The sequence below is a fragment of the Alteromonas sp. HB246098 genome (assembly GCF_054890645.1).
Genome location: NZ_JBTZUG010000005.1, coordinates 261,572 through 283,550 on the forward strand (window position 1 = coordinate 261,572; position 21,979 = coordinate 283,550).

Below are 21,979 nucleotides of genomic sequence, written 5' to 3' on the forward strand. Positions count from 1 at the left end.
ACTATCGAATGACAGCATTACAGGCAAGCCCTAACAGCACCTTTATTATTAACGACCATATAATAACCGGCGAAGGCGTGAGTTTTACGCCTTCACCCAATACCTCAGGGCTTTTTAAGCAGGGCTTTCCTGACACTATCGTCATACACTTCACCGCAGGCAGTAGTCTAGCGTCGTCAGTTAATGTATTAACCAGGCCAGATAGCGGCGTGTCTGCTCATTTCGCCGTGGGACGCAATGGTAATATCGTACAAATGCTGCCAACCAATAAGATTGCATGGCACGCAGGCGAGAGCCACTTCCAAGGGCGTAGTGGATTAAACCAATATTCAATAGGTATTGAACTAGATAATGCAGGCCAGCTTAAAGAAAGAAGCGATGGCACTTATGAGAGTTGGTTTGGCAAAGTGTTCGAAAAAAGCGAAGTATTCGAAGCTAAAAGGGAAAACCAGCATGCCACTGGCTATTGGCACAAGTATTCTGAGATTCAAATTGCGCGAACCCTCGCTTTGTGTAAAGCACTGTGTGAGCACTACCAGATTTCTACCATTGTAGGGCATGAAGAGATTTCGCCTTCGCGCAAAGTAGATCCCGGCCCCGCTTTTCCCTTACAAAAGTTTAAAGAACTCTCATTCCACTCCGGCAGTAACGAGTGCGTAACCGACTCAAAAGACACTAGTTCGCAGCGTGAAGCCCACGACCAATTTCGACGTGATATAACTAGCCCTATAAAGAAAATTGCGAATGTGAGTGCAAATACACTTAATGTTAGAAAAGGGCCTGGTGCTTCATTTCCCACTATTGATAATGGCTTAAATAAAGGAGAAATATTAAAAGTACTCGAGAAACAGGGCGATTGGGCAAAAGTATCTTTTACTAAAGTGGGGTGGGTTAACACTGCGTTTATTCACGAAGTTACGGAAAAGTCGCCGTTTAAATCGTGAACGTAAAGTGGTGTCATCGCTTTGCTTCAACAAACCGCATTCCCGAAGTGGGTAAAGCCTGATAGGATACAGGCAAAATAAGACTAGATTAGACGTACATGCATTCAGATTCACCAAACGATTCTTGGGCAATCCGCTTTGCTCAATTTGTTCAGCGTTTTGGCACTCTCAAACTCAGTATTTTGTTTGTTGTTCTTTCGCTTGTGTTCACGCTAGGCGGTTCCTATGTGATACGCGTTAGTATGGGGAGCCAAGTACAGCCAGATGATTTTATAAGCGCTGTTATTCTTACCATGTTATCGGCTCCATGGGTGCTCTATTTCTTTAGTGAGCTAATAAAGCAGCTAGAGAATTCCCGTACTAACTTAAAAGAAGTCGTTAGCCAATTAGAAAGCTTACGTGAAGAAGATGTATTTCTTAACCGAGAACTACAGAGCAATATTCGTCAACTCAACCACGAAATTGAGCAACGTAAGCAGGCACAAGAAGAGCGGGAAGCGCTTTTCAAAGATTTAGAGAAAGAAATTCAGGATAAATCTGAGCAAGAAGCCCAAGCGCGTCGTTTATCTACGCTATTGCGCTCTATTATTGATGCGTCGCCCGACTTAATTTACTACCGCAATGAAGAGGGTAGGTTTGCGGGCTGCAACCGCATTGCCGAGTTAATGACGGGCAAAACCGAGCAAGAGCTGCTTGGGTTGACGCCAAAAGATGTATACGAAGAAGAGCTAGCCCGCCAAATTGTAGCAAGCGATCACGAAGTATTGGAAACCAATGCGAGTATTACAGAAGAACTGTGGCTTCGCTTTGCTGACGGACGTCGTCGTTACTTCGAAATGAAACGCGTGCCTTTCTTCGACAAAGAAGGTAATCGTTTGGGTCTGCTGTCATTCGGTCGAGATATGACAGAGCGTAAACAAGCTGAAAATGCTGCAGCGAAAGCAAGCACAGATAAGACGCGCTTTATAGCGACCATCAGTCATGAACTTCGTACCCCATTAAACGGTATTGTAGGCTTAAGCCGCATGCTACGTGATACCGAGCTGAGCGATGAGCAATTTAGCTGGGTTAGTACGATTTACGCTAGTGCTATTACATTAGGTAACATCTTCAACGATATTATTGACCTCGACAAATTAGACAGAGATAAACTAGAGCTAAGCCTTAAAACGATTTCGCTAAAAGATTTCACAGAAGAATTAAGCAGTATTATTCGACTGCTAGCAGCAGATAAACAGCTTGAACTGAAGACGACTATTAATGAGCCACTACCGCGTTTAGTGGAAATTGACGGTACCCGTCTTCGCCAAATTTTGTGGAATATCTTATTCAACGCAGTGAAGTTCACACAAAAGGGGCACGTGAGTTTATCAGTATCATCAACTAAACCTGATGGTGATAAAGCTTACGTTACCTTTATTATTGAAGATACCGGTGTGGGTATTCCTGAAAGTGAAATCGATAAGATTTTTGCTATGTATTACCAGGTTGATCACCCCGATCACCAGTCGGCGACAGGCACAGGTATCGGTTTGGCTATTTGTAAGCAAATGGTCGATTTGATGAAAGGTGAAATTCACGTAACTAGTAACGTAGGTAAAGGCACTCGCTTTGAAATTGTGCTGCCGGTCCAAATCTCTAATAGTCCAATGAAGGTTGCTCAGCTTCAAGTGACGGGGCTTAATATCTTGTTGGTAGAAGATATTGAGCTAAACGTGATGGTTGCCAAAGCCTTGCTTGAAAAGCTTGGACAGAAAGTCGATGTGGCGATGACAGGGCAAGAAGCTATCGATAAAGCTCGAGAGACGCAGTACGACCTAATTTTGTTAGATATTCAGCTGCCTGATATGACAGGGTTCGACGTGGCAAGTACCTTAATTGAAGAAGACTTGGTCATGCAAACGCCTATTGTGGCGCTAACGGCAAACGTAATTAAAAAACGCGATGAATACTTAGAAAACGGGATGGACGATGTAATCGCAAAGCCAATTAAGAAGTCTCGGGTTATTGAAGTGTTCAACGAGCTGTTCCATGCGCCACCTGCCCCGTTAGAGGTAGACGGCGAAGTAGAGCGCCCTGAACCTAATAAAATATTAAGTAACATTTTAGATATGGACTTGTTACAGATGTTAGTTGATACCATAGGGGATGAAATGGTGCGCGCTAGCGTTAAAGTATTCCAAGAAAAAATGCCTGAATACATGGAAATACTGCAGCTTAGCTTAAGTGCCGATGAAAAGTCTGAAGTGTGCTCACAGGCTCATAAAATTAAAGGTGCAGCTGGCTCTGTTGGCTTAGCTCGCGTACAACGTATCGCTAATCAAATCCAACAAGGTGATCATCCAACTTGGTGGGAGAACGTGCACGATTGGGTTGAAGAACTGCAAATGGCGGTTCAGCACGATATGAAAGCGCTGCATGATTGGTTAAACGAACAGCAGGTTGACGACTAGTCACTGCAACGCGCTCTTTGATTTGTAATGTTAAAAAGAGGGCTTGCCCTCTTTTTTGTTATAAAAACTGCGGTAGAGTAAACATTGGGTGCGGTGTTGCCAATTAGTCAAATTGCGCTTTAAAAGCGGTAGGCTTATCTTATTTATACAGTGGTAAAAGGAATTAATGTGATGACAACAAGCGCACAACAAGAGACCGTATTTTCAAATAATCAGCTAAGTGTTGAGGAAATTCCCTCACTTCAAACGCTCGCATTACTTCCTATTTCTAAAAAGTACCGAGCGCTAAATATTTTCTCAATTGGATTGATAGCTTTAGTGCTTATAGGTATTGCCACCGCACTACGATTACAAAGCTTCTGGTCACTGCCTGAAGGGCTGCTGCAATCTTATCCGTATATGGTTGCAGGTATCGTCGCTTTAGGTTCCGTATGGGCGCTATACCACTTCTTCGCTGATGTTCGCATATTTTATGCAATACGAGAGCAAGACATCAGCAAGCAGTCTGGGCTCATTTTTAGAAAGCTTTCGTGTCAGCCTATATTGCGTGTTCAGCACGTTGAAGTTAACCGCGGGCCGTTCGATAGATGGGCGGGTCTTGCTTCTCTTCAAGTGTTTTCGGCCGGCGGAGAAATGCATACCTTTGAAATACCCGGGCTAAGTATTGAGAGGGCTGAGCAATTACGTGAATTTATACTTGCTCACAAAGATATTGGTGCTCGCTAATGACCGCGCCTGAATCGTTTTCAAGCCAGACGCCTGATGTTGCTAGACCAGGAGACTGTGAGGCCAAAATTAATGTGGATGTGTCGCATCAAACTCATGGAGCGGGTATTACAGAACCACAGCTAAAAGTTGAGACTGGCGGAGAGTGGCAGCGCCTCTCTCTTATTTCTATTCTGTATTTTACCGTTCGTAATTTTACCGCCTCGGCACAAGTACTTATTTACACCATTCCCGCCTTAGCCATATCGTTTAATATTTGGGATAACCTGCTGTCGCCTGAAGTGCTCATCGGTGCCGGTATCCTTTTCTTATCTACGAGTGGCAGCGGTGTAATAAGCTTTTTGATGTACAAATTTCGCGTGCACAACCAACACGTTGAGATTCATCATGGCGTGTTTCAGCGCCGCTATACCAACTTACCTTTGTGGCGCATTCAAAACGTAAAAATAGAACGTCCTTTTTATTATCGCCCGTTTGGATATGCGTTGGTGGTTCTTGATACGGCGGGAAGCGGTAAAGAAGAAGCTAAGATAGTGGCCGTGCCGGAAGACTATGCTGAAGCGCTAAAAAAACAGGTGTTGTATGAAAAAGCTCATCACGACGTTGGCGATATAGATGAGCTAGCCGGTGAGGACCTTTCTGATAGTGAATTGGCTGACGGAAGTTCGACTTCACGCATACAAAGCACGAGTAATAAAGCTGCAAGTAACGCCCATACAACTGAAGAAGTATTAAATCGACGGTCTGTGAAAGACATTATTATTCACGGTATCACCAATAATCGCGTGTGGATCATATTGGGTGCCGCCGCGCCTTTTTATGACGATGTGTTTGGGGTTGTGTCAGAGTGGTTAGCCGATAAGGGCTTACAGCTAAATCAGCTGGTCGGTGAACAAACGGTAGCCTGGTGGCAATTTGGATTGTATGCCTTTGTCGTTCTCATGATGCTAATGGCGTTAGTGGCACTACTGAGTGTTGGTGGCGCGCTATTCACCTTTTACGGCTACACACTTTCACGATCAGGTGATCGCTATATCCGGCGCAGCGGCTTACTCAATAAGCTGGAAGTAAGCATGCGAGCATCACGCATTCAAATGATTACGGCGAAGCAAGATTGGCTTGATAAAATACTAAAGCGGGTCAATTTGTATTTTGAGCAAAACTCTACGGCTGGGCAGCAAATGCAAGAATTGATGTCGCCAAATAAACTCATTGTGCCATCGGTCACTGAAAATGAAGCCTTCGAACTTAGCCAAGAAGTGATGGCGGGATGTGACCTGAGAGGCCAAAATTATCAAACTATCAGTAAGCGGTTTATTAGCTTTTGGTTACTTGCCGTTTGGACGTTGCCAGTTGTTGCTTTTTTCACATTGGGAGCCGTCACTTCCCATTTAGACATTATGATTGGCACGGTTACTACTTTTATCTCTGTAGCGCTTTTGCTGACACTCAGATGGTGGCGATGGGGGATAGCCTACGATAATAAGTACATTTACATAAGAAAAGGTCGAATAGGTGTCGACTATCAGTGTTTCGAACCTTATAAAGTACAGCAAGTGATTATTAAGCAAAGCGTGTTTATGAAGCGTAATAAGCTTGCCACGATAAAATTTGTGCTGGCTTCAGGTGCGGTGACTGTACCGTTTTTACCAGAGGGATACGTCGATAAACTAGCAGATAGTGTACTGTTTGAAGTGGAGTCTACCAGAAGGTCTTGGATGTAACGTAAGGCATTTCTATAGCGCTATTTTTTGTTCGCTGTTTTCATACACCGTTTTTTTATGCAAACAGCGCGAGTTTGTGTAAAGGTAGATATCAAGTTTCACAACCTTGCGTTTATATGGATATTCTTGATTACAGTGTTATCGCGATTTACCTCATTGCTTTACTTATCATTGGCTTTAGTCTGCGGGGGCAGCAGTCAAAGAAAGACTATTTTTTAGCAGGCAGAAGCTTAAGTTGGAAGCCACTGCTGCTGTCCATCATGGCGACGCAACTTTCAGCCGTTAGCTTTATTTCGGCACCTGCATTTGTTGGGTTTCGTGAGGGTGGAGGCCTGATTTGGCTGTCATACGAACTTGCTGTACCTTTGGCGATGCTGCTGCTCGCTACCACTGTATTACCCACCCTGTACCGAAGTGGCGTAGTGAGTATATACGACTATCTTGAGCGACGCTTCTCTACTTCTACGCGTATCTTTATTAGCATTGTATTTCAATTCAGCAGAGCGTTCGCCACCGGAATAATGGTGTACGCCTTGTCTATTATCTTACAGGGAACCATGCAAGTTTCAGCTACGCAGGCGATATTGCTGATTGGTGTTATTACGCTTCTGTATTCCTTACAGGGCGGCATGAAAGCAGTTGTATACGGTGACGCTGTGCAAATGGTGGTTATTGTAGTGGGTACAGCAATTTGTATAGCGTTTGGTTTAAATGCGCTGGGTGGCTGGAATACTTTTATGCAACTCCTTCCCAGTGAACGCGTATCAACTATCAATTTCTCATCACTTGGTTTTGATGGAGATAGTTTTGGTTTTTTCCCCATGGTGCTAGGAGGCGTGATCCTTTATGCCTCTTACTATGGGTGCGATCAATCTGAAGCGCAGCGAGCCTTGTCAGCGCAATCGGAAGGCGATCTAAAAAAGATGATGCTGGCTAACGGGATATTCAGGTTTCCGGTTACGCTGCTTTATTGTTTGGCGGGCTTAGTAATTGGAACATTGGCATTTAATGATGCCGAATTGCTATCCCAAATTCCGAAAGATAATCCAGACTGGTTAATGCCGGTGTTTATTCTTAATTACCTGCCTCACGGCCTTATAGGGTTGCTTGTAGTAGCTATTCTTGCTGCAGCTATGTCGTCGTTAAGTTCTGCCATTAACTCACTTGCGGCTGTTTCACTGGAAGATTATTTTAAGTTAAAGGGAAAACAAGATAAACCTGAGGGCTATCTTCGCAGCGCTAAGTTCGCTGGGTTGATATGGGGCGTAGTTATTTTGTTGCTCTCGCTTAATGCCGGCGACATAGCGCCTACGGTAATAGAGGCGGTTAACAAGGTGGGGTCGGTCTTTTTCGGCCCGGTTTTGGCTGTTTTTTTACTTGGCATTTTAACGAAAAAAGTAGGCGCCACGCAGGTCAACCTTGGCCTATTATGTGGTGTTTCAACCAACCTAACCTTCGCATTTTTTATCGATGACGTGTTTTGGTTTTGGTGGAACGTAACAGGATTTTTGGGAACTGTGTTACCTGCGGTTGTTCTTTCGGTGCTTGTTTCAAGCGGCGAGGTTAATACTATTACCACCAACCGAGAGGTCAATACCAGTGTACCTACTGACAAATCTATTGCTCTGCTGTTGGTAAGTTACTTTTGCTTGCTAGTAGTATTTTGCTATTTGTTACCTGGTTGGCTGAAATAGCATCAGAGGTTTAAGCTTCTGCTAGACGTGCCACTGAATCCCTCAAAATAATCTGATCTTTGCCCGCGTGCTTGGCTTCATATAAGCGCGCGTCGGCTTTTTCTAACTGCGACTCTAAACATTTGTGCTCTTCAGTACTCACACCGATACTGCACGTAATGTTAAATTTGTGACTGGTAAACAGCGTAGTGCGAACTGCATCCATAAATGCTGAAAGCGCCGATAAATACACCTTGGGCGGCCTCACCGATACCACCGTAAATTCTTCGCCACCGTAGCGCACAATTAGGTCATCAGGGAAGTAATCTTTCAGTAGCGCAGCGAATTCCTGCAGTAACATATCTCCGGTTTTGTGACCATATGTATCGTTCACGCTTTTGAAATTGTCGGCGTCAATCATAGATACAATAACGTCTTTTCTAGACGTACTATTGGCGAAAAGCTCCTCCGCTTTTTCGTGTAGAAAACGTCGGTTATACACTTTGGTCAATGCATCTAAGTTCGCCGAGTCACGAATGGTTTGAATCATTTCTTGGGATTCAAGGTTTTGCATTACGCGGCAGTAAAATTCTTCGTGATAAAACGGCTTGGACAAAAAGTCATTAGCGCCGCTTTTTATAAATTTAGAGGTAAGTACGCTATCACCCGTAGCTGAAAGGCCGATAAAAACCAAGTCTTGCATCCGTCTTTCGTGTCGAATCGTTTTAACAAGCTCATAGCCATCCATGTTAGGCATTCTATGATCTGCTATCACCATTTTGATATCGCGGTGATTTTCAAGTACGTCAAGCGCTTCAAGGCCATCATTGGCTTCGTGCACTTGAAACTGGAATTTGCGAAGTAATGAGCAAATATGGTTTCGACTGGTTTTTGAGTCCTCAACAACAAGTACTTTTGTGGTTAGGTTTTTTCTTAAGCGGTCGACTAATTTAGAAACTTGTAGGTAGGAGTAACGAGATTCTTTTGTAATGTAGTCCAATACGCCTTGATCTAATAATTGAGCTCTAGTGAACTCGTCAAAGTTGCCGGTCAGAACGATTGTTGGAACGTTGTGTGAAAGTGCTAGTTCTACACTTTCGCCGTTGGGAGCATCTGGAAGGTTTAAATCAACAATAGCGGCTAAGTATTCGTTATCGCTTTCTAAAGCACTTCGCGCTTCGGCTAAGTCCTCGCATAGGTCACAGGTAAAGTGAGGGTTATCCTCAATAAGTTTATTGACGATCTTACGGACAGTTAAACTGTCTTCTACTACAAGAACTTTATACATGTGAACTACTCTAGGCACTTAAGTCTTGATAATAACTAACTGAAAAAGAAAAAGCCCTCTGTTAGAGGGCTTTTTAGACTTATGTCTAAATAAGGTGTGTCTTATATTATGTACGGTTAATCAGCTTTGTTCACACGGAATACGAACATTGCCTTCCATTAAAACACGGGCACTTCTGCTCATTACCGCTTGCTCAATTTTCCACCTGTCGTTTTCAAAAGTAGCTTTAGCGCCTACACGAAGTGTTCCCGATGGGTGCCCAAAAGTAACCGATTCTCTGTCTTTACTACCTGCGGCAATATTCACCAAAGTTCCTGGAATGGCGGCAGCGGCGGCAATAGCTACTGCTGCTGTGCCCATCATTGCATGGTGAAGTTTCCCCATAGATAATGCACGTACTAGTACGTCTATGTCGGAACCTAAAATATCTTTGCCACTTGATGATTTATAGCCTCTTGGAGGTGCAACGAACGCGACTTTTGGTGTGTGCTGCCTGTTTGCAGCTTCACCTACATCTTTAATTAGTCCCATTTGAACCGCGCCGTATGCACGAATGGCTTCGAACTTGGAAAGCGCCTCTGCATCACTGTTTATATCATCCTGCAGTTCTGTACCTGTGTAACCAACATCTTCTGCATTAACGAAAATAGTTGGAATACCCGCATTGATCATAGTCGCCTGCAGTGAACCAAAACCCGGTACTTCAAGCGTGTCGACTAAGCGTCCAGTGGGGAAAATAGCGCCTTCACCGTCGGCTGGGTCAACAAAAGCTACCTCTACTTCTGCGGCAGGGAAAGTAACTCCGTCTAACTCAAAGTCGCCAGTTTCTTGAACTTCACCATTAGTCATTGGTACTTTTGCAATTATGGCTTTGTTGATATTCGCCTGCCAAATGTTGACGGTGGCAATGCCGTTTTCCGGAATCTTACTTTCATCAACTAAGCCATTGCTAATAGCAAATGCGCCAACGGCTGCGGTTAGATTTCCACAGTTTCCACTCCAGTCTACGAAAGGCTTGTCGATAGCGACTTGTCCAAACAGGTAGTCAACATCAAAACCTTCACGTTCACTCTTGCTTAAGATCACTGTTTTGCTAGTACTCGAGGTAGCACCGCCCATACCGTCAGTTTGTTTACCGTATGGATCTGGGCTTCCGATAACACGAAGAAGCAGGGCATCGCGCGCCGGCCCCGGCTTTTGTGCAGCCTCAGGCAAGTCAGATAAGTTAAAAAATACACCTTTGCTAGTACCGCCACGCATATAGGTAGCCGGTACTCGAAGTTGTGGCGCATACTTTGTCATGCTTTTTCCTTTCTTCGGTATAAGAGCGTTGATGCACCGTTGAAACACGCCGTGAATACATCCCTGTAGGCTCTCGGGGCGCGTCCATGCGCCCCGAAGGTTTCAACGGTGCATCAACGCCCTCTTAAACTAAAAACCATTTTATCTGGAGAGAAGTAAGGTTGTTCGTGATTTGAAACACGCTGTGAACACATCCATGTGCGCTCCCCAGCCGCATCCTTGCGGCTGGAGGGTTTCAAATCACAAACAGCTTCCAACCAAACTAGCTGATACTTGCTACGGAGGAGGTGGATTAGTTTCAGGGTCTTCAACTCGCAAGTATGCGAGTTGGGAGCCTATAGGGACGTATTTAGGGCGTGCCCTATGACTAACTTATCTCCCAGCTAAGTAAACTGATGCAATATTGGCCGAACTTAAGTGGGGGAGGTGGGTCAGTTTCGGGGCCCTCAACTCGCAAGGATGCGAGTTGGGAGCCTACAAGGACGTATTCACTGCGTGCCCTGTAACTGATTCACCTCCTCCCACTGAAAGGTCTTCCTATCACAATCAGCTAGCTTCAGCTTCTAAGAAGTCCTTGGCAAAGCGCTGTAATACGCCGCCTGCGCTGTAAATAGAGACTTCTTCTGCAGTATCTAAGCGACAGGTTACGGGCACTTCTAGCTGCTCGCCATTTTGACGGTTTACTACTAGCGTTAGCGTTGCTCCTGGTGACGGTTCGCCGTTAACGTCGTAAGTTTCTGTACCATCTAGTTCTAACGTTTTACGGGTTGTGCCCGGTTTAAACTCAAGCGGTAACACGCCCATTCCAATTAGGTTGGTACGGTGAATACGCTCAAAGCCTTCTGCCACAATTACTTCAACGCCTGCTAGACGTACACCTTTAGCTGCCCAGTCACGTGATGAACCCTGACCATAATCAGCACCTGCTACAATAATCAGCGGTTGTTTACGGTTCATGTAAGTCTCGATAGCTTCCCACATGCGTACTACTTTACCCTCGGGCTCAAGGCGGGCCAGTGAACCTTGCTTCACTTCACCGTTTTCCAGCACCATTTCGTTGAATACTTTCGGATTCGCGAGAGTAGCGCGCTGTGCGGTTAAATGATCGCCTCGGTGGGTAGCGTAGGAGTTAAAGTCTTCTTCAGGCAAGCCCATTTTGTGAAGGTATTCACCTGCGGCGCTGCTGGCTAGAATAGCGTTTGAAGGCGACAAGTGATCGGTGGTAATGTTGTCACCTAAAATAGCTAGCGGACGCATTCCTTTCATAGTACGTTCGGCATCCATTGCGCCTTCCCAGTAGGGCGGGCGGCGAATGTAGGTGCTCATTTCACGCCAGTCATAAAGCGGGTTGATGTCTTTTCCGTAGTCAACGCTTAAATCGAACATTGGCTCGTACACTTTTCTGAAGTGCTCTGGCTTTACCGATTTTGCTACAATAGCGTCAATTTCTTCGTCGCTTGGCCAAATGTCTTTAAGCGTTACTGGGTTGCCTTCTTTGTCGGTGCCCAATACGTCTTTTTCAATATCAAAGCGCACGGTACCGGCGATGGCGTAAGCTACAACCAGTGGTGGCGATGCTAAGAATGCTTGCTTTGCGTAAGGGTGAATACGGCCGTCGAAGTTACGGTTACCCGACAATACAGCTGTGGAGTAAAGGTCGCGGTCGATGATCTCTTGCTGAATTTTAGGGTCTAGCGCGCCGCTCATACCGTTACAGGTAGTACACGCAAAGGCAACCACGCCAAAGCCTAAATCTTCCAGCTCGCTCATTAAGTTGGCTTCTTCAAGATACAGCTTAACGGCCTTAGAGCCTGGTGCTAGTGAGCTTTTCACCCACGGCTTGCGGGTTAAACCACGCGCGTTGGCATTACGTGCAAGCAGACCTGCTGCAATAACATTACGCGGGTTAGATGTATTGGTACAGCTGGTGATTGCCGCGATAATAACCGCGCCATCAGGCATTTTGCCTTCTTCTTCATCCCATTTCGCAGCAATGCCGCGACTTTCTAAATCGCTGGTAGGCAAACGTGCGTGTGGGTTAGAAGGGCCAGCCATGTTACGGCCAACAGCAGAAAGGTCGAATGTAAGCACCCGCTCGTATTCGGCAGTTGCTAAGTCATCTGCCCATAAGCCAGTATGCTTAGCGTATTGTTCAACCAATGCAATTTGCTTTTCTTCACGCCCCGTTAGGCGCAAGTAATCAATAGTTTGCTGGTCGATATAGAACATGGCTGCAGTGGCGCCATATTCTGGTGTCATGTTCGAAATGGTAGCACGGTCGCCAAGCGTTAGATGTGATGCACCTTCACCGTAGAATTCAAGATACGCAGAGACTACGCGCTCTTTACGCAAAAATTCAGTTAATGCTAATACAATGTCGGTTGCGGTAATGCCAGGCTTTGGTTTGCCCGTTAGCTCAACACCTACAATGTCAGGCAAACGCATGTAAGACGCACGACCTAGCATAACGCTTTCCGCTTCAAGGCCGCCAACACCAACGGCAATTACACCAAGTGCATCAACATGTGGCGTGTGGCTGTCGGTGCCTACTAGTGTGTCTGGGAAGGCTACGCCGTCACGGGCTTGAATAACAGGTGACATACGCTCCAAGTTGATTTGGTGCATAATGCCGTTACCCGGTGGGATAACATCAACGTTTTTGAACGCGGTTTTTGTCCAGTTGATAAAGTGGAAACGGTCGTCGTTACGTCTGTCTTCGATAGCACGGTTTTTCTCAAACGCGTCTTTTTCAAAACCTGCGTGTTCAACGGCGAGTGAGTGATCCACAATTAGCTGAGTAGGCACTACTGGGTTAACCTTCGCCGGGTCGCCGCCTTTTGCTGCAATAGCATCGCGAAGGCCTGCTAAATCGACAAGTGCCGTTTGACCCAAGATATCGTGACACACTACGCGAGCAGGAAACCAGGGAAAGTCTAAGTCGCGCTTGCGATAAATCAGCTGTTTTAGCGAGTCGGTGAGCATCTCAGGTGCGCATTTGCGCACCAAGTTTTCAGCCAGTACACGTGAGGTGTAAGGCAGCTTGGCGTAGGCGCCAGGCTCAATAGCATCTACCGCTTCACGGGTATCGAAAAAATCGATCCCCGCGTTTGGAAGCGGTTTACGGTAATCAATATTCATAAAACTTTAACCTCAGCCTTATGCGCGTTCGCTGATAGCAGGCACTGGGCGTAGTTCTTCGCCTGTGTATTCTGCTGACGGACGAATAATACGGTTGTCAGCGCGCTGTTCCATAACATGTGCTGCCCAACCAGTTAGGCGAGACATTACGAAGATTGGTGTAAACAATGGCGTAGGGATACCCATGAAGTTATACGCAGAGGCATGGAAGAAATCGGCGTTACAGAAAAGTTTCTTCTCGCGCCACATCACTTCTTCACAGCGAACAGACACAGGGTAAAGCACGTCGTCACCCACATCAGCAGCCAGTTTTTCAGACCATTGCTTGATAATTTCGTTACGCGGATCAGACTCAGAGTAGATAGCGTGACCAAAGCCCATGATCTTCTCTTTGCGCTCAAGCATGCCCATCATCTTCTCTTCAGCATCATCAGCAGAGGTAAAGCCTTCAATCATTTCCATGGCTGCTTCGTTAGCACCACCGTGAAGCGGGCCGCGAAGTGAGCCAATAGCACCGGTCACGCAAGAATGCATATCAGATAAGGTTGATGCACAAACACGAGCGGTAAAAGTAGACGCGTTAAATTCATGCTCTGCATATAGAATTAGCGATACATGCATAACTTGCTCATGAAGTTCACGTGGCTTTTCGCCGTGAAGCATGTGAAGGAAGTGACCTCCAATTGAGTCGTCATCGGTTTCAACGTCTACGCGCACGCCGTCGTGCGAGAAGCGGTACCAGTAACAAATGATGCTTGGGAAACATGCCAACATGCGGTCTGTCACGTCTTGCTGCTGGTCGAAGCTGGTTTCCATCTCAAGGTTACCCAGCATTGAACAGCCCGTGCGAAGTACGTCCATTGGGTGGGCATTTTTTGGAATGCGCTCTAGCACTTCTTTAAGTGCAGATGGAAGGCCGCGCATGCCGCGAAGTTTAGTTTTATATGCGTCTAGCTCAGACTGGTTAGGTAGCTTGCCCTTGAGAATAAGGTACGCCACTTCTTCAAATTGACAGTTTTGCGCTAAGTCTTTTACGTCGTAGCCACGATACGTTAAACCAGAACCTGATTTACCTACGGTTGATAATGCTGTTTTGCCTGCAACTTGGCCGCGTAAACCCGCGCCACTTAACTGTTTAGCCATCTTGTTGTCTCCGGTCTTGTATAATTTGTAAGGTACTTAAAAATCTGCTCAAAAATAAACGGTGTAGGTTACAGCTTAGAGTCGGCTCGAGGCTCCGATAAAACAGGGCGGTGCACAGTGCGATACCCCTTTGAGGCATGGATGCCGAGGCGGAGCCCCCATAGATGGGTTTACGGCGTGGTAACGCTATGTGTATCGTCCCCGCTCATTAGGAGGGGCAGGGAACTGTACTTCACCCCTGCATCTTCGTGCCCGCCAACTTCAAGCTGAATTTATCTATTTACTAATTCTTACCTTCGGCGAATAAAGCATCTAGTTTTTGCTCGTACTCGTGGTAGCCAAGATAATCGTACAGTTCCATGCGTGTTTGCATGCTGTCGACAACGGCTTTTTGGTCGCCGTTTTCAAGTATAGATTTGTACACCATTTCTGCTGCTTTATTCATCGCACGGAATGCACTTAGTGGGTAAAGCACCATGTCGGCACCCCATTCACCAAGCTCTTCTTTGTTCCATAGTTCGGTTTTGCCGAACTCAGTGATATTGGCAAGGATCGGAACGTCTAGCGCTTCAGCAAATGCACGGTAATGTTCTTCGGTTTGCACTGCTTCGGCGAATATGCCGTCAGCCCCTGCTGCAACATAGGCTTTTGCACGTTCAATGGCTTTGTCTAAACCTTCTTGTGCGAACGCGTCGGTGCGCGCCATAATAAAAAAGTCTGGGTCAGTTCTGGCGTCAACTGCAGCTTTTATGCGGTCTACCATTTCTTCTGTGCTAACAATTTCTTTGTTAGGACGGTGACCACACCGTTTTTGGGCTACCTGGTCTTCCATATGCACCGCTGCTGCTCCTGCTTTTTCCATATCGCGAATGGTTTTAGCAATGTTAAATGCGCCGCCCCAGCCCGTGTCGATGTCCACCATTAGCGGTAGGTCACAAGCGCTGGTAATGCGCTGAACGTCTGCAATTACGTCGTTAAGTGACGTCATACCCAAATCAGGTAGGCCGTATGATGCATTGGCTACGCCGCCGCCTGAAAGGTAAATGGCTTGATGACCAATGGCCTTTGCCATCATGGCGGTATAGGCGTTAATGGTGCCGACAATTTGTAGCGGTTTATTGTTCTCTAATGCGGTTCTGAATTTCTTTCCTGCACTCATAATAATCACTCGCTTATTTGAAAGTAGGGTAGAGGTGGATTAAGTATGAAGAAGACTGAGTGGTGTTAACCATGATTAAGCTTCTTCTCAATATTGTTTTTTGAATAAAGAATATGGCGACGCATAAGCATTTCCGCTAATTCTTCGTCGCGATTAGCGATGGCGTTAACGATGTGTCTGTGCTCATCAAACGCAGTGCTAACACGAGGGCCAGCCATACCGAGCTGTACGCGATACATACGAACAAGATGGTAAAGCCCGTCTACAAGTACGCTGATGAGATGATCGTTTTTACTGCCGGTTACAATTCTGTAGTGAAAGTCTACATCGCCGGCTTCTTGATAATAGCTTTGACCGTCTTTTACTTTATCGAAGTGGCTATCAAGCAACGCCTGCATGTCGGCAATTTCTTCATCGCTCATGTAGCGTGCAGCCAAGCGCGCGGCCATACCCTCTAATGCTTCGCGCACTTGGTATAGCTGAATAAGGCCTTCGGGGGACAGTGCAACCACGCGAGCACCTACGTTAGCTTTACGTTCTACTAGGTGACAGGTGGCTAGACGGTTTATGGCTTCACGTATAACAGCGCGACTAACTTCATACTTTGTCGACAATTCCATTTCGCTTAGCTTACTGCCTGCGGGAATGACGCCTTCAACAATATCTTTCCTCAATTGAAAGAAAGTGCGGTCGGCATTGGTGATGGCTTGTTCGCTTTTTACTAACACAATAATGAGTCTTTGTTTAACTAATGTCGACAATATATGTCTGTTTAGGTGGTTTTTCAACAGTAATGCGGTTTAATTGTCGACAAAAGGGTTAAGGAGGCGGTTTTATAGTGACGCTGCAAGGTTGTGTTCGACATGACTTTAGCAAGGTAGATAGGTATAAACGAGTAAACTCTGAATGAACCCTATCATTTGAACTAAGCATGGTTAGCTTTATGCCGCTTAGCGAAATACGGAGATAATCTATTGACCAAGCTGCAAAGTCGAACGCCATTGTACAGAGGCAAAATTAACTTCTATTAAGTTGGTGAAAGTTTGTCCGTTTGGTCTAGGTGTTAAATGAATTTTTGTAGTGAATTTTGTAGCTGAGTGAGTTGATTATCTATTTGATATTTAGATTTTTTTAATGGGTTTTAGTGTTCTTGTTTTCGGATGCTCAATTTAACCAATTAGTCTAATTTTGAAATGTTATTATAGTAAAAGTGTAATATTTTACTTTGCAAGATCGCAATCTAACGGTAACATATCGTTCCAGTCTTCAAGCCTAAATTCTTCTACTGAGTTTTAGAGGACTGGGAAAGTATTTACTACTTTTAAAGCAGAGTTTTATTGAAAGTAAGTTTGTAATGTTTTATTGCGACTTACTTTTTTATTGCCTGTAATCCAGTATTAGCACAAGGTTATGTGTGCCTCTTAGTTCAGTGAGTTTAGTCTTTCAAGGTTCCAAAGAAGAACTTGAAGCAGCCTATAACAACAAATTTATACCTAACACTCACGCAAAAGGGGTTACACCATGAAATCCAATACTGACGTGTCTAAGACACTCGCCAGTAAGCTTTCACCTGTCGCACTAGCAGTAGCGATGACCGTTCCAGCTCTTTCAAACATTGCCGTTGCTCAAGAGGCTGAAGCAACTGAAGAACAACAGTTTGAAGCCATTACCGTTACCGCGACAAAACGCCCTCAAGTTATTTATGAAGTGCCAATTGCCATCAGTGCTTTTGACGGCGATAAGCTAGCTGACCAAGGTATAACAGATCTAACAGACGTTGGTAAGTTCGTACCAAACCTAAACGTAACAGGTTTCTCTGCTGGGCACACATCGTCAGTTAACCCGTTTATTCGTGGAATCGGTCTTCAAGATCACCTTATCACTACTGACCCTGGTGTAAGTGTTTATGTTGATGGTGTTTACCTAGGCCGCCAAGTTGGTCAAAACTGGAGCCTTAACAACATTGAACGTATCGAGGTACTTCGTGGTCCTCAAGGTACCCTGTACGGTCGTAACTCTATTGGTGGTGCAATTAACATTATCACCAAAGAGCCAGACCAAGGTGATGTAACTAAAATCAATACTGAATTTGGTACACGCGGTCGCGTTAAAGCGGACCTTTTTGTTAATCATGCTTTATCAGAAACTTTTGCGTTCAACATGAATTTGGCATTCAACAAGCGCGATGGTCTTGGCGAATTCATTAACGTGCCAAATGCTGAATACGATGTAGGTGAGACTGAAGATATTTCAGGTCGTGTTTCACTTAAGTGGGAGCCTTCAAATGACTTCCGTATGGTATTAACTGCAGACGCTAACAATGGCGATGGCGGCCTTCGTCCGTACACTGTGCTTATTGATGAATTGCCAACGGGACGTTATTACACAGGGATAGATAGTAATGGCGACCCTATTCCAAGCGGCCCATTGAGAAACACAGATGTGATTCCAGCTGGTGCAGACCGTTATGATAATGCCACGAGCACTGAAGCGGTTACAGGCGTAACAAACGAAGCACGCGGCCTTTCATTAACTACTGAATGGGATATCAATGACGACTACACCGCGAAAGTGGTAGCAAGTCAGCGCACATCAAAGTATAAGGCTGGTCTTGACGATGACGGCACGGCATTCTCACTAGACCAGTTTCCTGAGCGCGGTGAAGCCGATCAAACATCAATTGAGCTTCAGCTTAACGGGTATATCAATGAGTACACGGACTTCGTAGCAGGTCTTTACTACTTTAATGAAGAAGGTAGCAACCGTCAGGGCGACGATTCTAACTTCAATGGCGGACCTAACCTTTTACAACTTGACCAGGAAACTACGTCGAAAGCGGCATACATAAATGTACGTCACGATCTTACTGACGAACTAAGTGTATCTGGTGGTCTTCGCTACACCAAAGACGAAAAAGAAGCGTCTGCGAACGTATTCTCAGCACTTGGAACTATCTATGATTCAAACGATTGGGATGAAGTAACGTGGGAACTAGCTACAAACTACACGTTTGAAAATGGCATGACAGGTTATGCAACTATTCAGTCTGGTTATCAGTCAGGTCAATTCCCTGCACGCCCTTACTGCTTGATAGGTGAGTTCTTTGGCGCAGGTGGCTTTGATGATATCGAAGGTGCGCAAGCGGCAGTTCGTGCAAATAACTGTTTTACAGCGTCTGACAATATTACTGCGACTAACTATGAAGTGGGTATTAAAGGTCGTGTTAACGATTACTTCGATATCAGTGTTGCCGTATTTAACACTGAGTTTGAAGACTTACCTTACCAAGTAAGTCGCGTGAGCGAGGGTGGTTTCGACACTGCAAACCTTGTTGTTGAACAAACATCTCGTGGTGTTGAAGCCGATGCAACTTTTACCTACGGCAACTTTAGCATGATGACCAGCATTGGTTATATGGATGTAGATGTTGAAGAGCAAGACGGTTTCAACCCTGTTGCACCGCTTACTCCAGATCTTACGCTAGCGATTGGCCCGCAATATACCTTCGAGCTTGATGGTGGTGATTCAATTCGCGTACGTGCTGATTACTCGTACCGTGCAGAAATGTATGGCGAGCCAACTTCAGCGCCTGAACGCATGACTGAGCTAGACAGCCGTGAGCTAGTGAACTTTGACATTGCTTACACACCGGCGAATGGTGCGTATACCGTAGCACTTTACGGTCGCAACATTTTCGATGAGCGTTACGACAACGCGCGCTTGAATACAGGTGACTATATCCTGCAAATTTTAAGTAACGATGCGAGCGAGTTTGGTGTTAGGTTCTCAACTGAATTCTAATATCAACAACAAGTTATAATAATTAAGCCAGTCTTATGACTGGCTTTTTTTTGCTTATTTTTTCTTGTTTTATCTTCATTATTAGCATAGTTTTAAAATTGTCTTAAAAATAATCGACCAATAGCAATGAAGCTAAAATTAATTTCTCGTTTAAGCACCATTATTGCGATAAGTCTACTTTTTAGCTGCACATACACTGTGTATCTACCGGATGATGAAGCAGGTAATGCCACTAGCAACGAAAGGGCTGCATCAGCCAACGCTGAGTTTGGTAACCAGTGCCGCTATGGTAGCAACGGCGAGTATGGCATATGCCCCACGACGAACGGTGAAATGGTTGGAACGTCTTGTTCTTGTCCTACTCCTTCAGGGCAAATTATGGGAACGGTGTCGAAATACTAGAAATGCTTTTGAACGTAAAGCTTTTCAATCATACGGAGATGGAGCGTGGGTTTTTTTACCAGTTTCAAAAAATCGCGGTTAGAAAGAAAGTTTAAGAAAAATGAGTGGGTAATCATTCAGCCTATTCCGTTCTCTCAATTCGAACAACTTATCGTAGAGCATGTAGACGCAGGTTGGGAAATTGAGGATGACTATGAACGACTTGCTGAAACCACAGCTAAATGGCAGTGTGAATTACGCAAAGGTACCAGCATTTTAACTTGCATATGGACTGCAAAGCAGCAAGGAATTATCTACGGTCCCGAGCGAGTGCTTACCGGTTTGTCTGAAAAGCTAAACATACCGACCTCTGCGACAGTTGCTACTACCTGGTTTTGAGTTATTGCTAAAGCCAGCCTTTTTGTTTCGCAATGCGAGCTGCGTCGACTCGGTTCGTTGCATCAAGCTTTGATATCGCTTCGGAAAGATAGTTTCTTACTGTACCTTCTGATAAAAACAACGATTGCGCGATGTCTTGGGTCTTCAGTCCGTCAGAAGCGAGCTTAAGTGCCGCCATCTCTTTTTGCGAAAGCGGGTTGTTGTCGTCGAGGGCCATAATAGCCAGCTCCGTCGAAATCACTTTTTCCCCCGCAGATACTTTATGTATGGCATCTATCAAGTAGTCGCTGTCAGATTCTTTTAAAATAAAACCTTTAACCCCTAAGCTTAATGCACGTTTAATATATCCCGGTTTCGAAAATGTAGTCATTAAAACTACCTTACTACTAAGGCATTGTTCTGTCACGTGGGCGGCTAAATCTAGGCCTGAGACCAGCGGCATTTCAATATCACTTAGTATAATGTCTGGCGCAGGGTGATCGCTTAAATACTTAATCGCTTCTTGCCCATTACTGCATTTACCTGCGATGGTTAGGTCGTCCTCTAGTGACAGAAGCATGGCTATGGCATCTCGAATAAGCGATTGGTCTTCAACAATTAAAATGGTTGTTTTCGCTTTTACATTCATAACGCCACCTTTTCAGACGATGGGTTTTTCAAAATAAGCTGCATGTTTACAGAAGGGTAAAATGAAATGCGCACATCTGCATCTATAGATGCTGCACGTTCTCTTATACCCATTAATCCGTTTCCTTCCTTAATTGAGCCGCTGTCCTCAACTACACCGTCATCTTGATAGGTCATGACCAAAGTTTGCGGATTAACGTTAAGGTCAAAATTAATAGATACCGTCTTTCCCTTTGAATAGCGCAAGGTATTGGTGGTTAGTTCCTTTACTACAAGCGCAAGCTGGCTTTCTTGCTTTGAAGTCAGCTTCATCAAAGCGCCGTCATCAATAGTGGTTGAAACGTTAAAGCCGTTCTCTTCTAGCAGTGCTTTATCTTTCGCTATTTCATCGCCAAGCGAAAGTTGTTTAATATCTGATACTGCCTGACGAATGTCGCTTAATAATGCTTGAGATAGTTGCGCCAACGCCTTTACTTCCCTATGCGCGTCGGCAATTTTATCCTTACTAATAAGCTTATCAGCCAGTTGAGCTTTTAACGAAATTGAGCTTAATGCGTGACCTGCAACATCGTGTAAGTCTCTGCCAATACGTTCTCTCTCAGCTATCGCGGATAATACGTGTAAGGCTTCAGCTTGCTGGCTTTCTTTTAGGCCATGAAGGGTTTCCTTACGCTCCATAACGCCAAAACCAAACAATACCAAACTGTTAATGATTGAAGCGCCTAAGAGAAAGTGTGCATTTTCAAACATAGTAATGTTTAGAGTGAAAAGCACGATCATCATTATGCTTATGCTCGCAAAACCCGCTTTGAACGAGTTGTAATAGCCAATGATAAATGCAATGAAACCTATAATCGTCGCGCCACCTGGATTTTGAAAGCTGCAGGCGACAGACAGTAAAAACATAGATAATAAATAGGAAGGTAGAGCTTTGACAGGCTGACTTATCGCTTTGATGTATAGAACAATAAAACTAAGGTATCCCAAGCTTTGAATTACCCATACCTCAGTGGGAAGAGGGCGGGATATTATAAGGGGCACAAAAAAGAACAGTGAAAAAAACAAGCTGGCATGAGACCAGCGCTTTTTTCTACCACTTCCCAGCAATGGCATGACTGGCGCCATATCGCTTTTGTCTACATTGTTTATTGAGCTACCCATTGTCGCAGTGCCTTCATTTAAATGAGCTGTAGGCACTGCGTCCTTGTTATTTTGCATGCA

The 21,979-nt window shown here is 45.0% G+C and carries 16 protein-coding genes; 8 read left to right on the plus strand and 8 right to left on the minus strand.

Features of this window, described 5'->3' with window-relative positions:
• Positions 1–8: 8 nt before the first annotated feature.
• From ACYTPF_RS12875 to ACYTPF_RS12895, 5 genes are all read left to right on the plus strand, one after another.
• Complete coding sequence (locus tag ACYTPF_RS12875) at positions 9–944, plus strand: N-acetylmuramoyl-L-alanine amidase (RefSeq protein WP_461852489.1); 936 nt, start codon at positions 9–11, stop codon at positions 942–944.
• 98 nt (positions 945–1,042) lie between these two features.
• Positions 1,043–3,397, plus strand: coding sequence for an aerobic respiration two-component sensor histidine kinase ArcB (gene arcB, locus ACYTPF_RS12880; protein WP_179984373.1), 2,355 nt, complete (start codon positions 1,043–1,045; stop codon positions 3,395–3,397).
• A gap of 171 nt (positions 3,398–3,568) precedes the next feature.
• Entirely contained in the window at positions 3,569–4,123 is a 555-nt protein-coding gene (locus tag ACYTPF_RS12885) for a PH domain-containing protein (protein WP_461852548.1), read from the plus strand.
• Positions 4,123–5,847, plus strand: a complete 1,725-nt coding sequence (locus ACYTPF_RS12890; protein WP_461852490.1) for a PH domain-containing protein — start codon at positions 4,123–4,125, stop codon at positions 5,845–5,847. The genes ACYTPF_RS12885 and ACYTPF_RS12890 overlap by 1 nt, the downstream gene beginning before the upstream one ends.
• 116 nt (positions 5,848–5,963) lie before the next feature.
• Positions 5,964–7,541, plus strand: a complete 1,578-nt coding sequence (locus tag ACYTPF_RS12895) for a sodium:solute symporter family transporter (protein WP_461852491.1) — start codon at positions 5,964–5,966, stop codon at positions 7,539–7,541.
• 10 nt (positions 7,542–7,551) lie between these two features.
• Here ACYTPF_RS12895 and ACYTPF_RS12900 read toward each other — a convergent pair whose 3' ends face one another.
• The 6 genes from ACYTPF_RS12900 to ACYTPF_RS12925 all read right to left on the minus strand — a co-directional run bounded on the left by ACYTPF_RS12900 (position 7,552) and on the right by ACYTPF_RS12925 (position 16,278).
• Positions 7,552–8,808, minus strand: coding sequence for a response regulator (locus ACYTPF_RS12900; protein ID WP_461852492.1), 1,257 nt, complete (start codon positions 8,806–8,808; stop codon positions 7,552–7,554).
• A 120-nt stretch (positions 8,809–8,928) separates the two neighbouring features.
• A complete protein-coding gene (gene prpF, locus ACYTPF_RS12905; RefSeq protein WP_461852493.1) occupies positions 8,929–10,110 on the minus strand; it encodes a 2-methylaconitate cis-trans isomerase PrpF in 1,182 nt (393 codons plus the stop codon).
• Positions 10,111–10,656: 546 nt separating this feature from the next.
• Positions 10,657–13,248, minus strand: a complete 2,592-nt coding sequence (acnD, locus tag ACYTPF_RS12910; protein WP_461852494.1) for a Fe/S-dependent 2-methylisocitrate dehydratase AcnD — start codon at positions 13,246–13,248, stop codon at positions 10,657–10,659.
• An 18-nt stretch (positions 13,249–13,266) separates the two neighbouring features.
• Positions 13,267–14,391 carry a bifunctional 2-methylcitrate synthase/citrate synthase gene (prpC, locus tag ACYTPF_RS12915; RefSeq protein WP_461852495.1) on the minus strand — a complete coding sequence of 375 codons (1,125 nt, stop codon included), beginning with the start codon at positions 14,389–14,391 and terminating at the stop codon, positions 13,267–13,269.
• A 283-nt stretch (positions 14,392–14,674) separates the two neighbouring features.
• The gene (prpB, locus tag ACYTPF_RS12920; protein ID WP_014950533.1) at positions 14,675–15,550 is read right to left on the minus strand and encodes a methylisocitrate lyase; all 876 of its coding nucleotides are present in this window, start codon (positions 15,548–15,550) and stop codon (positions 14,675–14,677) included.
• Between the two features lie 65 nt (positions 15,551–15,615).
• Positions 15,616–16,278 (minus strand): GntR family transcriptional regulator, encoded by a 663-nt coding sequence (locus ACYTPF_RS12925; RefSeq protein ID WP_269916742.1) that lies wholly within the window; start codon positions 16,276–16,278, stop codon positions 15,616–15,618.
• A 793-nt stretch (positions 16,279–17,071) separates the two neighbouring features.
• Between ACYTPF_RS12925 and ACYTPF_RS12930 the strand changes: the two genes are divergently transcribed.
• The 3 genes from ACYTPF_RS12930 to ACYTPF_RS12940 all read left to right on the plus strand — a co-directional run bounded on the left by ACYTPF_RS12930 (position 17,072) and on the right by ACYTPF_RS12940 (position 20,131).
• Positions 17,072–19,351 (plus strand): TonB-dependent receptor, encoded by a 2,280-nt coding sequence (locus ACYTPF_RS12930; protein WP_461852496.1) that lies wholly within the window; start codon positions 17,072–17,074, stop codon positions 19,349–19,351.
• A 126-nt stretch (positions 19,352–19,477) separates the two neighbouring features.
• Positions 19,478–19,753, plus strand: a complete 276-nt coding sequence (locus ACYTPF_RS12935; protein ID WP_461852497.1) for a hypothetical protein — start codon at positions 19,478–19,480, stop codon at positions 19,751–19,753.
• A 45-nt stretch (positions 19,754–19,798) separates the two neighbouring features.
• Entirely contained in the window at positions 19,799–20,131 is a 333-nt protein-coding gene (locus ACYTPF_RS12940) for a hypothetical protein (RefSeq protein ID WP_461852498.1), read from the plus strand.
• Positions 20,132–20,138: 7 nt separating this feature from the next.
• Here ACYTPF_RS12940 and ACYTPF_RS12945 read toward each other — a convergent pair whose 3' ends face one another.
• Both ACYTPF_RS12945 and ACYTPF_RS12950 read right to left on the minus strand, forming a co-directional pair.
• Entirely contained in the window at positions 20,139–20,759 is a 621-nt protein-coding gene (locus ACYTPF_RS12945; protein WP_461852499.1) for a response regulator transcription factor, read from the minus strand.
• Positions 20,756–21,976, minus strand: a complete 1,221-nt coding sequence (locus ACYTPF_RS12950) for a sensor histidine kinase (protein ID WP_461852500.1) — start codon at positions 21,974–21,976, stop codon at positions 20,756–20,758. Before ACYTPF_RS12950 ends, ACYTPF_RS12945 begins: the two co-directional genes overlap by 4 nt.
• Positions 21,977–21,979: the final 3 nt, after the last annotated feature.

Excerpts from the sequence above, each read along its gene's own strand:
- ACYTPF_RS12875 (WP_461852489.1), top strand. The coding sequence starts at position 9 with ATGACAGCATTACAGGCAAGCCCTAACAGCACCTTTATTATTAACGAC.
- arcB (WP_179984373.1), top strand. The coding sequence starts at position 1,043 with ATGCATTCAGATTCACCAAACGATTCTTGGGCAATCCGCTTTGCTCAA.
- ACYTPF_RS12885 (WP_461852548.1), top strand. The coding sequence starts at position 3,569 with ATGACAACAAGCGCACAACAAGAGACCGTATTTTCAAATAATCAGCTA.
- ACYTPF_RS12890 (WP_461852490.1), top strand. The coding sequence starts at position 4,123 with ATGACCGCGCCTGAATCGTTTTCAAGCCAGACGCCTGATGTTGCTAGA.
- ACYTPF_RS12895 (WP_461852491.1), top strand. The coding sequence starts at position 5,964 with ATGGATATTCTTGATTACAGTGTTATCGCGATTTACCTCATTGCTTTA.
- ACYTPF_RS12900 (WP_461852492.1), bottom strand. The coding sequence starts at position 8,808 with ATGTATAAAGTTCTTGTAGTAGAAGACAGTTTAACTGTCCGTAAGATC.
- prpF (WP_461852493.1), bottom strand. The coding sequence starts at position 10,110 with ATGACAAAGTATGCGCCACAACTTCGAGTACCGGCTACCTATATGCGT.
- acnD (WP_461852494.1), bottom strand. The coding sequence starts at position 13,248 with ATGAATATTGATTACCGTAAACCGCTTCCAAACGCGGGGATCGATTTT.
- prpC (WP_461852495.1), bottom strand. The coding sequence starts at position 14,391 with ATGGCTAAACAGTTAAGTGGCGCGGGTTTACGCGGCCAAGTTGCAGGC.
- prpB (WP_014950533.1), bottom strand. The coding sequence starts at position 15,550 with ATGAGTGCAGGAAAGAAATTCAGAACCGCATTAGAGAACAATAAACCG.
- ACYTPF_RS12930 (WP_461852496.1), top strand. The coding sequence starts at position 17,072 with ATGAAATCCAATACTGACGTGTCTAAGACACTCGCCAGTAAGCTTTCA.
- ACYTPF_RS12935 (WP_461852497.1), top strand. The coding sequence starts at position 19,478 with ATGAAGCTAAAATTAATTTCTCGTTTAAGCACCATTATTGCGATAAGT.
- ACYTPF_RS12945 (WP_461852499.1), bottom strand. The coding sequence starts at position 20,759 with ATGAATGTAAAAGCGAAAACAACCATTTTAATTGTTGAAGACCAATCG.
- ACYTPF_RS12950 (WP_461852500.1), bottom strand. The coding sequence starts at position 21,976 with ATGCAAAATAACAAGGACGCAGTGCCTACAGCTCATTTAAATGAAGGC.